Consider the following 14,130-nt stretch of genomic DNA (forward strand, 5'->3'; position numbering starts at 1 on the left):
TAACACGATATGTCCGCCCAAATCACGTTAAACTGGACGAAGGACTCGACTTTCGAGACCTTGCTGGACGGCCATAAGGTTACGATCGACACAACAGCCGAGAACGGGGGTAATAATGAAGGCCCCCGTCCCAAGGCTTTAATGCTGGTCGCCTTGGCCGGATGCAGCGCAATGGACGTAATCTCCCTTTTCCTTAAAATGAGAGTACGTTTCGACAAAATCTCTATCGACGTAACCGCAGAGACTTCGGATACGATCCCGATGGTATATACCGCATTCCACGCTACATACCATATCGACGGGAACATCGGGGACGCCGCCAAAATAGAGAAAGCGATTCGCCTTTCACAGGAAAAATACTGTGGCGTAGGACTTATGATGAAAAAGATAGGCCCGATTACCTACGATATCTTACTGAACGGCGAACCGCTTAAACCACAAAAACATGAAGATTAGAAAACAGTTCTTACTTTTATTTATCTCTACCAGTCACTTGTTCGTATATGCGCAAAACACGGAACCTTCAATGTTTACGAAAGAGGCTAACGAACAAGTGGTGAAATCACTCCCGTTTGATAACAAACAAGATTTTGAAGACGCTACCCGTGGCTTTATCGCCACGATAGACGAACCTTCCATTACCGACGAGACAGGAAAAGAGGTGTATGGATTAACCGTCTGGGATTTCCTGCGTCAAGAGACTCCGGCATCCGCCAACCCTAGTCTTTGGCGACAAGGGCAACTCAACCGCATACACGGCTTATTTGAGGTATTACCCGGTAAAATATACCAGATACGAGGATTCGACCTCGCAAATATGACGTTTATCCGTAGTGATAACGGTTGGATCGTCATAGATGTATTGCTCTCGAAAGAGACGGCCCTAGCAGGTTATAATCTTCTGAAGAAACATGTAGAAGATCTTCCGGTCAAGGCGGTTATCTATACGCATCCTCATGTGGACCATTTCGCGGGAATAGACGCTATATTGGAGAACGCCCCCAATAAGCCCGAAACGATCGAGATCATTGGCCCCAAGGGTTTCTTTGAAGATGCCGTCAGCGAGAACCTGATGGCGGGTGTAGCCATGGGGCGAAGAGCGACCTATATGTATGGCCGCAGTCTACCTAAAAATGAGAAAGGAAATATAGGTACTGGTTTAGGACAAACTACCGCGGCAGGAACTACGGGCTTGGTCCCTCCTACCCGTGAGATATCCGAGGAGGGCGAGACTTTACGAATTGATGGTGTCGAGATCGTATTCATGTCCGTACCCGGCGCCGAGGCTCCCTCGGAAATCATGATGTACTTCCCTGAGATGAAAGCTTTCTGCGTAGCCGAGGAAATCAACCGTACCCTGCACAACCTGCTGACCTTACGAGGGGCGAAGGTCCGGAACGGCCAATTATGGAGCAAATATATCGACCGGGCGATCACGGAGTGCGGCGATCAGGTAGAGGTATCCTTCTCTACCCACCATTGGCCGACTTGGGGCAATAAGAACATCGTCGCTTACTGGGAAAAGCAGCGGGATCTATATCGCTACTTACACGACCAGACACTTCACCTCGCCAACCAAGGATATACACCTCGAGAAATAGCGGAGATGATTAAATTACCAAGCTCTATCGCCAACGAGTTCGCCAACCGGGGATATTATGGAACCGTTAGCCATAACGTAAAAGCCCAATATCAAATGTATTTCGGCTGGTTCGACGGCATCCCCGCCCATCTGAACCCACTCCCGCCGGTAGAAGAAGGTAAAAAATACGTAGAGGCTATCGGAGGAGAGGACGAGGTAATGAAAAAGGCGCGAGAGGCATACAATCAAGGAGAATACCGTTGGACGGCTACTTTGCTGAACCATCTCGTTTTCGCTAATCCAAAGCATAAACCCGCCCGCCAATTACTTGCGGACACGTACGCTCAATTGGGCTACCAAGCGGAAAGCGGCCCGTGGCGTAATTTCTACCTGACCGGAGCTATGGAACTGACCGAAGGCATCGCTGGTAAAGGCAAGGCCAACTCAAACCGGGCACGTATGTCCCAGAACCTAAGTCCCGAAATGCTATTCGATTTGCTCGCTATCCAAATAAATGGAGAAAAAGCGGCCGATAAAGACTTAATAATAAATATTATCTTAACCGATACGAACGAACAAGCCACCTTGATCTTAAAGAACGGCGCCTTATCGAACCGTATCGGCAGGCTCCATCCGGCCCCTACCGTAACTTTGGAAGGAGACAAACAAGTCATCTACGCAAGCCTCATGCAGCCGGAGAATATAGCGGCAAATCTGCAAGCCCATAAGTTATCGGTAACCGGGAAACTTGAAAGCCTAAAAGAGCTATTCTCCACTTTTGAGGCTCCGGACGCTTATTTTAATATCATCGAGCCTTAAACCTTTCCCGCCTCTTGCATGGCTGGATTAAAAAATTTATCTTTGTGCGATCTTTAGAGAAAGCGATATTACTATAAAATTAGCATAAGGTTTTATTACACTTTAATATAATAAATTAGCGATTATGATTTATTCACATGAAGTTCAACACATGTGTGTTGTAAAGAAGGGAGCTAACCACCAGTGCGCTCCGATTCCTGAAGAAGGAAAGTGGGTTAGAGCAACTCAGATCACTGATATCTCTGGTTTGACTCACGGTATCGGTTGGTGCGCGCCGAAACAAGGTGGATGTAAGCTGACATTAAACGTTAAAGAAGGAATCATCCAAGAGGCTCTTGTAGAGACAATCGGTTGTTCCGGTATGACTCACTCAGCTGCTATGGCTTCTGAGATCCTTCCGGGTAAAACCCTTTTGGAAGCATTGAACACAGACCTTGTTTGTGACGCTATCAACACCGCTATGCGCGAGTTGTTCTTGCAGATCGTCTACGGTCGTACACAGTCCGCTTTCTCAGAGGGAGGTCTGCCTGTAGGCGCTGGCTTGGAAGACCTTGGTAAAGGTTTGCGTAGCCAAGTGGGTACGATGTTCGGTACATTGGCTAAAGGTCCCCGCTACTTGGAGATGGCCGAGGGATATTGCACGCGCATGGCATTAGACGCTGATGACGAAGTAATCGGTTATGAATTCATCCACTTGGGTAAATTCATGGATATGGTTAAGAAGGGTATGGACGCTAACGAGGCACTGGAAAAGGCGAAAGGCTCTTACGGTCGTTTCAAAGAAGCTGTAAAATATATCGATCCTCGTAATGAATAAGAAAACATTTACACGTGTCCTCATCGGGCTGAGCGTTATCACGGCTGTGGCTACGCTTATCACGTATTTCGTGATGAAGCCGGAGAAACCGTGGTTGGCGTTTTACGTGGCTTGTTGTGGCGGTGTATTGGTTTTCAACTTTCTGATATCTTTATTCCTAGTAAATAAGAATTTTAAAAAGTAAAAAAATAATATGGCTTTATTTGAAAGTTATGACCGTCGTATTGATCATATCAACGCGGTATTAAACGAATATGGTATCAACGGTATCGAAGACGCAAAGGCTATCTGCGATGCTAAGGGTATCGACCCTTATACAATGTGTAAGGAAACTCAACCGATCTGTTTCGAGAACGCTTGCTGGGCTTACGTAGTAGGTGCCGCTATCGCTATCAAGAAAGGTTGTACGAACGCTGCCGAGGCTGCCGAGGCTATCGGTATCGGTTTGCAGGCATTCTGTATCGCTGGTTCTGTTGCGGATGACCGTAAGGTGGGTATCGGCCACGGTAACTTGGCCGCTCGTTTGCTTCGCGAGGAGACGAAGTGTTTCGCTTTCTTGGCTGGACACGAGTCTTTCGCCGCAGCTGAGGGCGCTATCAAGATCGCCGAGATGGCAAACAAGGTTCGTAAAGAGCCGTTGCGTGTTATCTTGAACGGTTTAGGTAAGGATGCCGCTAAGATCATCTCTCGTATCAACGGTTTCACGTATGTACAGACTCAGTTCGACTACATGACAGGTGAGGTGAACGTTATCGAGGAGAAAGCTTACTCTAACGGTCTTCGTGCGAAAGTTAAGTGCTACGGCGCTGACGACGTTCGCGAGGGTGTGGCTATCATGCGTAAGGAAGGTGTTGACGTATCTATCACGGGTAACTCTACGAACCCGACTCGTTTCCAACACCCGGTAGCCGGTACTTATAAGAAAGAATGTATGGAGAACGGTCACCCGTATTTCTCTGTTGCTTCTGGTGGTGGTACGGGCCGTACTTTGCACCCGGACAACATGGCCGCTGGTCCTGCTTCTTATGGTATGACGGACACAATGGGCCGTATGCACGGTGACGCTCAGTTCGCCGGTTCTTCTTCCGTACCTGCTCACGTAGAAATGATGGGCTTCTTGGGTATGGGTAACAACCCGATGGTAGGTGCTACGGTTGCCGTAGCGGTTGCTATCGAGGAAGCTATGAAGAAGTAATCAACTAAACAATAAAATAATTGTTTATATATAGACTCCTGTAATCTTGATGGTTGCAGGAGTTTTTATTTTACTTATCAAAAGGAGGAAAAGGATGACACTAAACATAGACCAAGAGAGTTGCATCAAATGCGGGAAATGCGTACGGGTATGCCCTTCGGATATATTCACGCAAGAAAGGGCCGGAGAGACGATCGGGCTGGTACGTGTGGAAAGCTGCATCGTTTGCGGGCATTGCGTGGACGTATGTCCGACGGGCTCCGTGTCGCACAGCGAATTCCCGCCGGAGAAAACGCACACGATCGATTACAGCCAGATGCCTACGCCGGATCAGGTGATGTTGCTGATCAAGTCACGCCGTTCCAACCGGACATTGACCTCGAGGCCCGTCCCCAAGGAGATGCTGGACAAGATCGTGGAGGCCGCTCATTGCGCACCGACGGCGACAAACTCCCAAAGCCTCTCGTTTACCGTCGTCACCGATCCGCAAAAGCTACGGCAGGTGAGCGATTATACGATAGGCGTGTTCGACTCCTTGGCGAAGCTATTATTGAATCCCGTCGTGAAATGTGTGGTCAAGCCGTTTATGAAGGATGTCTATAAATACGTACCGGTATTCAATCGGTTGAAAGAGGAACACAAGGCGGGTAAAGACCCGATTCTCCGGAAAGCCACCGCCCTGCTACTGATCCATACACCGAAGTCCAACCGATTCGGAAGTGAGGACGCTAACCTCGCTTATCAAAACGCCTCCTTGATGGCGCAATCGCTTGGGGTAAGCCAGATCTATATGGGCTTTGTGCTCACCGCCATCCGGCAGGAAGGAAAAGATACGCTCGCCAAGACGCTAGGGATCGACGGCAAGATACAAGCGATCATGGCGCTCGGCATACCGGCTTTCAAGTACCCGAAGTATACGGACCGGAAAGAGATCGTCAAGAACTATATCGAGTGAGACTTGATGGAGACAACCTTGTCGACCGGGGTGTGCGATCCATTGGATTACGCATCGTAAGTCAATGGATTACGATACGTAAGTCATTGACTTATGGTTCGAATCTCATAGGTTTACCGGGCTAGGATCACTCCCGATCACCAGAACTTATTATGCTCCGGGCTATATTCGAAACCAGCGTCTTTAAGCTTTGTAAGAAGGGATTTCTTGTTCACTTGCAAATCCTCGCATAAATCGTCGAGGGAGGGATAATTGTCACGAAGTTTCATATTGATGAAGCTGAATAGCATCATCGGATCGTTTGGTAATGACATAATCTTACGAATAAAAATGTTATCTATGTTTTACAACACAAAGATAATGCTTTTTCGCCAGATGGAACCCAGACACGATCCTTATTATTTGAATATCGGTTCGCAACAAAACAACCCACAAACTGGTTTTAAATAACGAGAACTTATAATTCAATTGAATGACATGAAAAAATATGTATTAGTAGTAGCGGTAGCCGCAGCCCTATTCAGCTGTAGCGGCAACCCAAAGGCAGACGCCACGCAAACAGACAAGAACAAGCAGGAAACCGCCCAAGTACCGGATATGCACAACGCAGAGACCTCCTTGGATTACTGGGGTGTTTACGAAGGAACATTACCGGCCGCCAGCTCGCCGGGTATTAAAACGACCTTGACATTGAACAAGGATAAAACCTTTACCCTCCGCTCCGAATATATTGACGAGAAAGACGGTATTTTTAATGATAAGGGAACTTACACGCTGGACGGTAACATCTTGACGGCGAAACAAGAAGGGGGAGACATCACGTATTATAAGGTAGAGGAAGGCCAACTGAAAATGCTGGACCAGCAGAAGCAACCCGTCACGGGCGACTTAGCCAAGTTCTATATCCTTAAGCAAACAAAGAAATTCTAGGATTTATCCCCATAAGTATATACTTTCAAGGGCAAAAGCATACCCTTTTGTACATGAAAGTATATACTCATTTGCCTAAACCCAAAACTATTCCTACCTTTGCGTCCCTATATAACTATATAATTACTCCAATGAGAATAGCCGCTTAATTTATCTCAAGATGTCGTTCTTTCCATCCGGAAAGCCCTCTATCCGTATAGAGCTGATTTCGTGACGACAGATTCGAGGCTATCGTGAAACCGATCATCATCGGTATTTCTTATCCATTTTAGTATCTCACATTTTAAATCAGTTCACACTATGAGTATCGTAGCGCAAAAAATCACGTATATACATCCGGACAACCAAGTCTTATTCAAGGGGATCGACTTGACGATCAACAAGGGGCAAAAGGTAGCCTTAGTCGGGAACAACGGATCGGGAAAATCCACCTTCCTCCGTATCTTGGCTGGAACCTTGCAAGCGCAGGAAGGGGAGATTATCTATCCGACCCCACCCTATTACGTACCCCAGCATTTCGGGCAATATGATAACCTGACGGTGGCCCAGGCCCTACGTATCGACGGGAAACTAGAAGCCTTGCGGGCGATTACCGAGGGCGACGCCTCCCTCTCTAATTTCAATACGCTGGCGGATGACTGGACGATCGAGGAACGGAGCCTCGCCGCCCTGCACGCTTGGGGTTTGGAGCATATCCTCCTTTCCCAACCGATGCGCACATTAAGCGGAGGCGAGAAAACCAAGGTTTTCCTCTCCGGAATCGAGATCCACCAACCCTCGATCCTGCTATTGGATGAGCCGACCAACCATCTGGATAGGCGTAGCCGGGAGAAGTTATACGATTTCATCACGTCTTGCCGTATCACCTTGCTGGTCGTCAGCCACGATCGTACCTTATTGAACCTATTATCTTCCATAGCGGAATTATCCGTCGGGGGGATCACCCTTTACGGGGGGAATTATGATTTCTACAAGGAACAAAAAGAGCAGGAACAGGCGTCCATGCAAGAGAGACTGGAAGCGAAGGAGAAAGAGCTTCGCAGGGTCAGGAAGACCGCCCGTGAGGTAGCCGAGCGAAAACAAAAGCATGAATCCCGGGGAGAGAAGCAAAGCGTCCGGAAAGGAATCCCCCGGATCATGATGGGCGGATTGAAGGAGAACGCCGAGAAAAGCGCCTCCAAACTAAAAGAGGTTCACGAGGACAAGATGGAGAACCTAGCCAACGAGCTAAAGCGAATGCGCTCCTCCCTACCCGACCTTCAAGGCATGAAACTGGATTTCAGCGCATCCGGCTTACACGAAGGCAAGATATTGGTTACCGCCAAGGAGATCAATTTCGGTTACGCCGAGGCCGGCGATCTATGGCCCTCCCCGATGAGCTTCCAGATCAAGAGTGGGGAACGGTGGCTGATACAAGGCGATAACGGTTCAGGCAAGACGACTTTGCTGAAGTTGATTACCGGCCAGTTACCGCCTCGTAGCGGTTCCTTGATCCGTGCGGATTTCTCCTCTATCTATATCGACCAAGAATACTCGATCGTCCGGAACGACCGGACGGTGTACGAGCAAGCGCAAGCCTTCAACGAGCGTCATTTCCAAGAGCACGAGATCAAGACATTGCTAAACCGTTTCCTCTTCCCGCACGACACGTGGGAGAAGAGCTGCGGGAAGCTGAGCGGAGGCGAGAAAATGAGGTTGGCATTCTGTTGCTTGATGATCAGTAACCAGACTCCGGACCTGTTTATCCTAGATGAGCCGACCAATAATCTCGACATCCAAAGCATCGAAATTATCACCTCCATGATCCGTGCGTACAGGGGCACGATCTTGCTGATCTCGCACGACGCTTATTTTATCCGGGAATTGGGTATCCACCAAATAATAACTACCTTCGCGGGTAGGTTAAAGACGAATTTATGAAGACGTTACTTGACGTGCATACCCATACGGTAGCCAGTGGGCATGCCTTTAGCACCCTGCAAGAAATGGCAGCGGCCGCCTCCGAGAAAGGATTGAAGTTACTAGGTATAACAGAGCATGCCCCCGGCATACCGGGGACGTGCTCCCCGATTTACTTCCGCAACCTGCACGTGGTTCCCCGCCGGATATACGGTGTCGAGTTATTGCTCGGGGCGGAATTGAACATCATCGATTATAAGGGTACGATCGATCTGGGCGAGGAGTACTTCCCTATGCTGGATATCCGGATAGCGGGCATCCACTCGCTTTGCTACAAACCGGGAACGGTCGAGCAGAACACGGAGGCGATGATCGGGGCGATCCGCAACCCGCATGTCCACATCATCAGTCACCCGGGAGACGGTACGGCCGAGGTGGATTTCGAGCCTATCGTATTAGCGTCCAAAGAGCATCACACGTTGCTGGAGATCAACAACAGCTCTCTCAACCCGGTCCGCAAGAAACTCACCGCCAGAGATAATAACCTCACGATCTTGCGCCTATGCAAGAAATACGAGGTTCCTGTGATTTTAGGTAGCGACGCGCATATATCTTTCGATATAGCCCGGTACGATCATATCTACGAGTTATTGCAAGAGACACGATTTCCGGAGGAATTGATATTGAACGACAAGGTAGAGGCGTTCAAGAAGTTCATAGGGAGATAAGCGGTGCCTTACATCCGGGCAGATACATTCCTGCAACCGCGCAGATACGGACCTGCAGCGAGGTAGATACGGACGTGCATCCGTGCAGATACGTACCTGCAACCGGACAGATACGTACCTGCAACCGGACAGATACGTACCTGCAACCGGACAGATACGGACCTGCAACCGGGTAGATACGGACGTGCATACCTGCCCGGATATCTCGTCACTTACAATGTTCCTTTATTAATTTGTCCACGACAGGATCACCCAACTCCTTCGCCTTGTTGAAAGCCTCGCACGCTTCCGCCTTCTTACCCTGACGGACGTAGCAGATGCCTCGCAGACGGTAGCAAGAGGCGAAATCCGGAGCGATCCGCAAGGCATTCTCCAAGCTCCTCAACGCCTGATCATAGTTTTCCATACGGATATATACGGACGCTTCCTCCGCCGGATAAGTTGGGTCGCCCGGATTCAAGCGGATCGCGGATTGGATATCGGCCAAGGCGCCGGGGAAATCGTTCATGCGGAACTTCGCTTGCTCGCGGTAATAGAAGAAGCGGTCGCCGACCTGTCCTTTCAAGAGATCGTAGTATAAATCATAATCGTCCACGGCCTCCTTGTATTGCATCAGTTTCAAGCGGAGATCCACCCGTTCCAAGATATAGGGAGCGGCCTCGTTCGTTGGCGGGTTCCCGCATTTGGCGATGGCGCTATCCAGCAAGGCGATGATATCCCCGAAGTTAGCGCCCCGGATATTCGCCTTCGCCTTCGCCGCCCAATACCAAGAGGTAGAGGATGCCATATCGCTATCGTTCACCTTCATATAATCATCGAACGCCTGCTCGAAATCTCCTTTATAAAAATGGATGTCCCCTTCCAATTGGCGATAGACCGGCAAGTCCTCCTCCCCGATCGCTTTTTGTATCGCCTCGGTAGCGGCATCGACGGTCCACTGCTCCTTATTCAAGGTCGTATCCGCGGCGGCCACGCCGTAGATCAGCTTGGCTCGGTTGAACCAGATATCCCCTTTCCGCTCGCTGAAGCGGGAAGCCGTGTTTATATCTTCCAACGCCTTATCCAGATAAGCCCCCTGCTCGGCCTCCGTAGGAGCCAGATCCGCACGGTGGTAAGCGTAATGATTGGCACGGTTCAAATACCCGTCGGGAGAATCCGGGAAAGTGGCGATGAAATCATTCAAGGTAGCCAGATACGTCTTCGGGTCTTGCGAGCTTGCCATCAGGTATAAGGAGAGCTGCGCTTGGCTCGCGTCCGACGGCCACGCCTTCCGGATACCAATCCGGCTATAGGTGGAATTAAAGGCGTCCGCCGACTGAATCGTCAAGCTATTCGCGTATCCCGCCGAGACCGCGTAGGAATCTTCCTTCTTCCCCGACGCGTCTTCCTGCGCCAAGCCGAACACCTCGCCGTCCGCCGTCAATACAGGAGCGTTTACCTGCCCGCTCTCCAGCGCCATCGACAATTTATAATAGCTGAACGGCTCCTTCAACTTACTGACCTCCGAGACCGGTCCTTCCCCGAACTTCGTGATCTTACCGGTCGAGTAAGGCATCAGATAAGCGGTAACTCCTCGCGAGATCGGCTCACGGGCGATCGGCAAGAACACAGCTTTCTTCGGAACCTCTACCTTGAACTTGATCACGTCATATAATTCATCAGCCCCCAAGATGCGGCTTACCGGATATTCTTTTCCGTCGGCGTCGGTCACGGTCGCCCTCGCCGCGTCCTTAAACAAGGAATAGCCGGACAACGCCTCACCGGTCTCGGTAATGAAAAATCCCGTACCAGACGCTTTCTTCTGGTTATCTTTTCCATAAGTAGTGACGGTAACCACCGCCTTTCGTTGCTTATCCATCCATTTGGGCGCTTTCTTTTGCGCCGCCACCCAAAATACTTGGCAACAAATCGTAATCAACAGAACAATTCTTCTCATTTCGTTTTCATGTTATCAGAATATACGTCGCAAATGTAAATATTTATACCGGATAGGCGAACAAATTAGGGAATTAATCTATTATGAGTATATTCGCGGAAACACTTATAAAAAACCGCGAGATTATGAGACTAAAATCATGTATGCTTATGTGTAGTTTATTCATGGCGAGCTTAGCCTCCGCTAGTAACTTCGCCTCGGATTCTTTCAAGACCAAGAGCGGAAAAGAACTGATCATCACGTTCATCAAGCACGGCAGCCTGATGCTTACGTACGACAATCATTCGATACAGGTAGATCCTGTCTCCGAATACGCCGATTATACGACTTTCCCGAAAGCCGATATCATCTTGATCACCCACGAGCATGGCGACCATCTGGACCCGAAAGCGATACAAGCCATCGAGAAAAGCGGTACGGAAATCATCGCCAACGAGAATAGCCAAAAGAAGCTGGGAAAAGGGAAGGTCCTAAAAAACGGCGATACGGATACCTCCATCAGCTATATGAAGATAGAGGCCATCCCCGCCTATAACACCACGCCCGGCCGGGATAAATATCATCCCCGCCACCGGGATAATGGCTATATCCTCACGTTCGACGGACTAAGAGTCTATATAGCCGGTGATACGGAAGACATCCCGGAGATGAAAGACCTGAAAGACATCGATATCGCTTTCCTTCCCGTCAACCAGCCTTATACCATGACCGTCCCGCAAGCGGCTAAAGCGGCCCAGATGTTCTCGCCTAAAATCCTATACCCTTACCATTACGGGGATACGAAGATCGGCGAGTTGAAAGACGCCTTGAAAGGTAGCGGCATCGACGTTAGGATACGGGAGCTACAATGACGACAAGGCACGGCTCGCCTTTAAGATATTCCGCCGGTACACCCAGCAAGCCAAGAGGAAATAAACGACACATTGTACCCACAACGTCACGTACTCCACACCGACTTGCTCAATCGACGCTCCCATCGAGTTGAGCTGTACATAGGCCAGCGTAGCGGGAGCCGCCGGAATGATATAATGGGCCATTTGCCAATACCAAGGCATCAATTCCAAGGGATAAGAGACTCCGGAAAGGAAGATCAAGCCTACCGAGAAGAAAGCGATCATCAATAACGGAGCCTCCGAGTCCGTAAAGAAATAAGAGGCGGCCAGCCCAAAGAAGCTGGTAGCCAACAGGAAGGGTATCAGCAGGATCAAGGTGTTCAGATAATTACCGATATCCGGCAGGCCAAACAATAGAGGTATCAAGCCCAACAAGAACAAAGCGAAAATCGTATACAATACGCAATACACAAAGGTCTTGCTGATTATCACCCTAGCGATCCGGCCAAAGGATAATCCCTCGGAGGCGAAACGAACGATGGTACCCGAATCCCGCTCTTCCCCGCTTATCATACCGATCACCATCAACAAGGTCTGGAACATAATGACGATCAATACCGCCGGGATCAAATAGGTTCCATATCCTTCCGTAAAATTATACAACGCCGTCCCGACCACTGATATGGGTTGCGCCGAAACGATCTTGGAAGCGTCTTGCTGGGGCAAGAACACCAACATCTCCGGACGATACCGATCGTTCAACGCCAACATGGCACCGCTGGAAGCCTCCTGCATCGCCATATAATATAGGAAAGCGCTTGTCGTCTGGTACATGATAAACAGGGACTCATTCCCTCGTGCCACCCGGGTCTCGAAATCAGAGGGAAGATACAAGATACCTACGGCATCCCCCTCCTTCATCCACTCCTGCGCCTCGGCGTAATCCAAACCATCGGCGATTACCGAGACTTGCGGAGTGGCGTTCAGCAAACGGATGTACTCCCGGCTCAAGTCGGTCTTTGAGTCATCGACGACTACCACCGGGGCGTTACGCACCAGATCCGGGGCATACATATAATTATACAGCAGGCCATAGAGAAATATACCTCCTACCAAGACGAGCAAGATAGCGTAGCTCGTGGAGATCGTCTTAAACTCGTCCTTGACCAAGGAAGCGATATCCGCCAAGGTTCCTTTCATATTATCGGATGTTCTCATATTTATGACTTAAAATAGCGGTTTTCAAATGTGGCAACAGCACCAATGCCAATAACATAAACGCAAACAACGAACTTACGTTTACCCATGTATAAGGGAATCCGTAATCGCCATACAATAAGTTCTGGTTGATCTCCACGAAATGCCGTACCGGAAACAGGTACGAGGCGTAATGTACGGGAGCGTACATGGAATCGACCGGGAAAGTAACGCCGCATAAAGTAGCCCCCAGCGAACCGACCATCGACACCACGCTAATCACGATCGCTATAGCGGGAAACAACGAGAACAGGAATACCGCCAACGCTTGCGTAGCGACCACGAATAAGATCGCCGTCAAGTTCAATGGCCAGAAACCGCAAGCGAAAGGAATATGCATGACCCCGAACATGATATAGTTAGCGAAGACGCTCATGATACAAAAGATAATCGTATAAGGGAGCAGTTTGCCCACCACCGCCACGAACATGTTCATCCGTGCCGCCTCCAGCCACTCATCGCCTGTCCGGAACTTGATCTCGCTACCGATAGCGTACACCGTAACCAGCAAAATGATCACTTGGAAAAAGACAAAGAAAAAAGGATTGCTCAGATAAACGGAATAATCCAGATCCGGGTTGAACAGCGGGTGGCTACTGGATCGTACCGGTAATAGGAAGGTGGTTATCTGATTCTCCCCCAGCCCCATCGCCGTAGCTTGCACAACCACCGGGGCGAGGGAAAGCGTACGCAGCAGGGTCTCGAAGGCCCCACGTACCTCACCGCCCACGCTCAACAAGGCATAGTGGTAATAATACGATAAAGTAGCGTCACGCCCCGCCGTGGCATCCGCCTCAAACTGATTGGGGATCACTAAATAACCGTAGATTTCTTTTGCTTGGGTAGCATGGCGAGCGGTCTCTTGGTCCGTATAATGCCGGGTTACCCGGAAAGTCGGTACCGCCTCTACCTGCCGGATGATCTCCCGGGACATGGAGGTGTTGTCTTGGTCCACTACCGCTATCGGTATGTTCTCCATCTGCCCGCTTCCGAAAATCGTAGACATGAAGAATATACAGAACAAAGGCAACACGATACACACCCCGAAATATAACCTCCGGGAAACCATGCGATCCAGTTCCCGACGTAAAACCATATAGAAAGGACTCTTCTTTAGCATAGCGACAATAAATTATTTAGTTGTAGAGACGGGGCGTGCCCCGTCTCCCACCGTCCGAC

15 protein-coding genes are annotated in these 14,130 nt (G+C 49.5%); 10 read left to right on the top strand and 5 right to left on the bottom strand.

Annotated features, from left to right (window positions below):
• The first annotated feature begins 9 nt into the window (after positions 1-9).
• From DWY79_RS08025 to DWY79_RS08050, 6 genes are all read left to right on the top strand, one after another.
• Positions 10-456 carry an OsmC family protein gene (locus DWY79_RS08025; protein ID WP_005855911.1) on the top strand — a complete coding sequence of 149 codons (447 nt, stop codon included), beginning with the start codon at positions 10-12 and terminating at the stop codon, positions 454-456.
• Complete coding sequence (locus DWY79_RS08030; protein WP_122369166.1) at positions 446-2,401, top strand: alkyl/aryl-sulfatase; 1,956 nt, start codon at positions 446-448, stop codon at positions 2,399-2,401. The genes DWY79_RS08025 and DWY79_RS08030 overlap by 11 nt, the downstream gene beginning before the upstream one ends.
• A gap of 124 nt (positions 2,402-2,525) precedes the next feature.
• Positions 2,526-3,218 (top strand): iron-sulfur cluster assembly scaffold protein, encoded by a 693-nt coding sequence (locus tag DWY79_RS08035; RefSeq protein ID WP_005855907.1) that lies wholly within the window; start codon positions 2,526-2,528, stop codon positions 3,216-3,218.
• The gene (locus DWY79_RS08040) at positions 3,211-3,402 is read left to right on the top strand and encodes a hypothetical protein (RefSeq protein ID WP_005855905.1); all 192 of its coding nucleotides are present in this window, start codon (positions 3,211-3,213) and stop codon (positions 3,400-3,402) included. The genes DWY79_RS08035 and DWY79_RS08040 overlap by 8 nt, the downstream gene beginning before the upstream one ends.
• A 9-nt stretch (positions 3,403-3,411) precedes the next feature.
• Entirely contained in the window at positions 3,412-4,413 is a 1,002-nt protein-coding gene (locus DWY79_RS08045) for a GGGtGRT protein (protein ID WP_005855903.1), read from the top strand.
• 94 nt (positions 4,414-4,507) lie between these two features.
• On the top strand, positions 4,508-5,368 hold the full coding sequence (locus tag DWY79_RS08050; RefSeq protein WP_122369167.1) for a nitroreductase family protein: 861 nt from the start codon (positions 4,508-4,510) through the stop codon (positions 5,366-5,368).
• A gap of 137 nt (positions 5,369-5,505) precedes the next feature.
• On the opposite strand, the gene DWY79_RS08055 is transcribed toward DWY79_RS08050, so the two are convergent.
• The gene (locus tag DWY79_RS08055) at positions 5,506-5,682 is read right to left on the bottom strand and encodes a DUF4250 domain-containing protein (RefSeq protein ID WP_122369168.1); all 177 of its coding nucleotides are present in this window, start codon (positions 5,680-5,682) and stop codon (positions 5,506-5,508) included.
• Between the two features lie 163 nt (positions 5,683-5,845).
• On the opposite strand from DWY79_RS08055, the gene DWY79_RS08060 reads away from it, so the two are divergent.
• The 3 genes from DWY79_RS08060 to DWY79_RS08070 all read left to right on the top strand — a co-directional run bounded on the left by DWY79_RS08060 (position 5,846) and on the right by DWY79_RS08070 (position 8,925).
• Positions 5,846-6,298 carry a copper resistance protein NlpE gene (locus DWY79_RS08060; protein ID WP_005868028.1) on the top strand — a complete coding sequence of 151 codons (453 nt, stop codon included), beginning with the start codon at positions 5,846-5,848 and terminating at the stop codon, positions 6,296-6,298.
• Positions 6,299-6,598: 300 nt separating this feature from the next.
• Positions 6,599-8,218, top strand: coding sequence for a ribosomal protection-like ABC-F family protein (abc-f, locus tag DWY79_RS08065; protein ID WP_122369169.1), 1,620 nt, complete (start codon positions 6,599-6,601; stop codon positions 8,216-8,218).
• Positions 8,215-8,925 carry a phosphatase gene (locus tag DWY79_RS08070; protein ID WP_005868026.1) on the top strand — a complete coding sequence of 237 codons (711 nt, stop codon included), beginning with the start codon at positions 8,215-8,217 and terminating at the stop codon, positions 8,923-8,925. The genes abc-f and DWY79_RS08070 overlap by 4 nt, the downstream gene beginning before the upstream one ends.
• Here the strand turns inward: DWY79_RS08070 and DWY79_RS22490 are convergent.
• Both DWY79_RS22490 and DWY79_RS08075 read right to left on the bottom strand, forming a co-directional pair.
• Positions 8,912-9,115, bottom strand: coding sequence for a hypothetical protein (locus DWY79_RS22490; protein ID WP_147431803.1), 204 nt, complete (start codon positions 9,113-9,115; stop codon positions 8,912-8,914). The genes DWY79_RS08070 and DWY79_RS22490 overlap by 14 nt on opposite strands.
• A gap of 18 nt (positions 9,116-9,133) precedes the next feature.
• A complete protein-coding gene (locus tag DWY79_RS08075; RefSeq protein ID WP_122369170.1) occupies positions 9,134-10,861 on the bottom strand; it encodes a tetratricopeptide repeat-containing serine protease family protein in 1,728 nt (575 codons plus the stop codon).
• A gap of 125 nt (positions 10,862-10,986) precedes the next feature.
• On the opposite strand from DWY79_RS08075, the gene DWY79_RS08080 reads away from it, so the two are divergent.
• The gene (locus DWY79_RS08080) at positions 10,987-11,712 is read left to right on the top strand and encodes an MBL fold metallo-hydrolase (protein ID WP_122369185.1); all 726 of its coding nucleotides are present in this window, start codon (positions 10,987-10,989) and stop codon (positions 11,710-11,712) included.
• On the opposite strand, the gene DWY79_RS08085 is transcribed toward DWY79_RS08080, so the two are convergent.
• On the bottom strand, positions 11,704-12,912 hold the full coding sequence (locus tag DWY79_RS08085; RefSeq protein ID WP_005855888.1) for an ABC transporter permease: 1,209 nt from the start codon (positions 12,910-12,912) through the stop codon (positions 11,704-11,706). The two genes, DWY79_RS08080 and DWY79_RS08085, sit on opposite strands and share 9 nt — an antisense overlap.
• On the bottom strand, positions 12,896-14,071 hold the full coding sequence (locus DWY79_RS08090) for an ABC transporter permease (protein WP_005868023.1): 1,176 nt from the start codon (positions 14,069-14,071) through the stop codon (positions 12,896-12,898). Before DWY79_RS08090 ends, DWY79_RS08085 begins: the two co-directional genes overlap by 17 nt.
• Positions 14,072-14,130 lie beyond the last annotated feature (59 nt).

Source organism: Parabacteroides sp. AF27-14 (assembly GCF_003635425.1).
Classification (GTDB): domain Bacteria; phylum Bacteroidota; class Bacteroidia; order Bacteroidales; family Tannerellaceae; genus Parabacteroides; species Parabacteroides distasonis.

What these genes read in the sequence shown, in the direction of transcription:
- DWY79_RS08070 (WP_005868026.1), top strand. Translation starts at nt 8,215, where the DNA reads ATGAAGACGTTACTTGACGTGCATACCCATACGGTAGCCAGTGGGCAT.
- DWY79_RS22490 (WP_147431803.1), bottom strand. Translation starts at nt 9,115, where the DNA reads ATGCACGTCCGTATCTACCCGGTTGCAGGTCCGTATCTGTCCGGTTGC.
- DWY79_RS08050 (WP_122369167.1), top strand. Translation starts at nt 4,508, where the DNA reads ATGACACTAAACATAGACCAAGAGAGTTGCATCAAATGCGGGAAATGC.
- DWY79_RS08060 (WP_005868028.1), top strand. Translation starts at nt 5,846, where the DNA reads ATGAAAAAATATGTATTAGTAGTAGCGGTAGCCGCAGCCCTATTCAGC.
- DWY79_RS08025 (WP_005855911.1), top strand. Translation starts at nt 10, where the DNA reads ATGTCCGCCCAAATCACGTTAAACTGGACGAAGGACTCGACTTTCGAG.
- DWY79_RS08090 (WP_005868023.1), bottom strand. Translation starts at nt 14,071, where the DNA reads ATGCTAAAGAAGAGTCCTTTCTATATGGTTTTACGTCGGGAACTGGAT.
- DWY79_RS08085 (WP_005855888.1), bottom strand. Translation starts at nt 12,912, where the DNA reads ATGAGAACATCCGATAATATGAAAGGAACCTTGGCGGATATCGCTTCC.
- DWY79_RS08055 (WP_122369168.1), bottom strand. Translation starts at nt 5,682, where the DNA reads ATGTCATTACCAAACGATCCGATGATGCTATTCAGCTTCATCAATATG.
- DWY79_RS08080 (WP_122369185.1), top strand. Translation starts at nt 10,987, where the DNA reads ATGAGACTAAAATCATGTATGCTTATGTGTAGTTTATTCATGGCGAGC.
- DWY79_RS08035 (WP_005855907.1), top strand. Translation starts at nt 2,526, where the DNA reads ATGATTTATTCACATGAAGTTCAACACATGTGTGTTGTAAAGAAGGGA.
- DWY79_RS08075 (WP_122369170.1), bottom strand. Translation starts at nt 10,861, where the DNA reads ATGAGAAGAATTGTTCTGTTGATTACGATTTGTTGCCAAGTATTTTGG.
- DWY79_RS08040 (WP_005855905.1), top strand. Translation starts at nt 3,211, where the DNA reads ATGAATAAGAAAACATTTACACGTGTCCTCATCGGGCTGAGCGTTATC.
- abc-f (WP_122369169.1), top strand. Translation starts at nt 6,599, where the DNA reads ATGAGTATCGTAGCGCAAAAAATCACGTATATACATCCGGACAACCAA.
- DWY79_RS08030 (WP_122369166.1), top strand. Translation starts at nt 446, where the DNA reads ATGAAGATTAGAAAACAGTTCTTACTTTTATTTATCTCTACCAGTCAC.
- DWY79_RS08045 (WP_005855903.1), top strand. Translation starts at nt 3,412, where the DNA reads ATGGCTTTATTTGAAAGTTATGACCGTCGTATTGATCATATCAACGCG.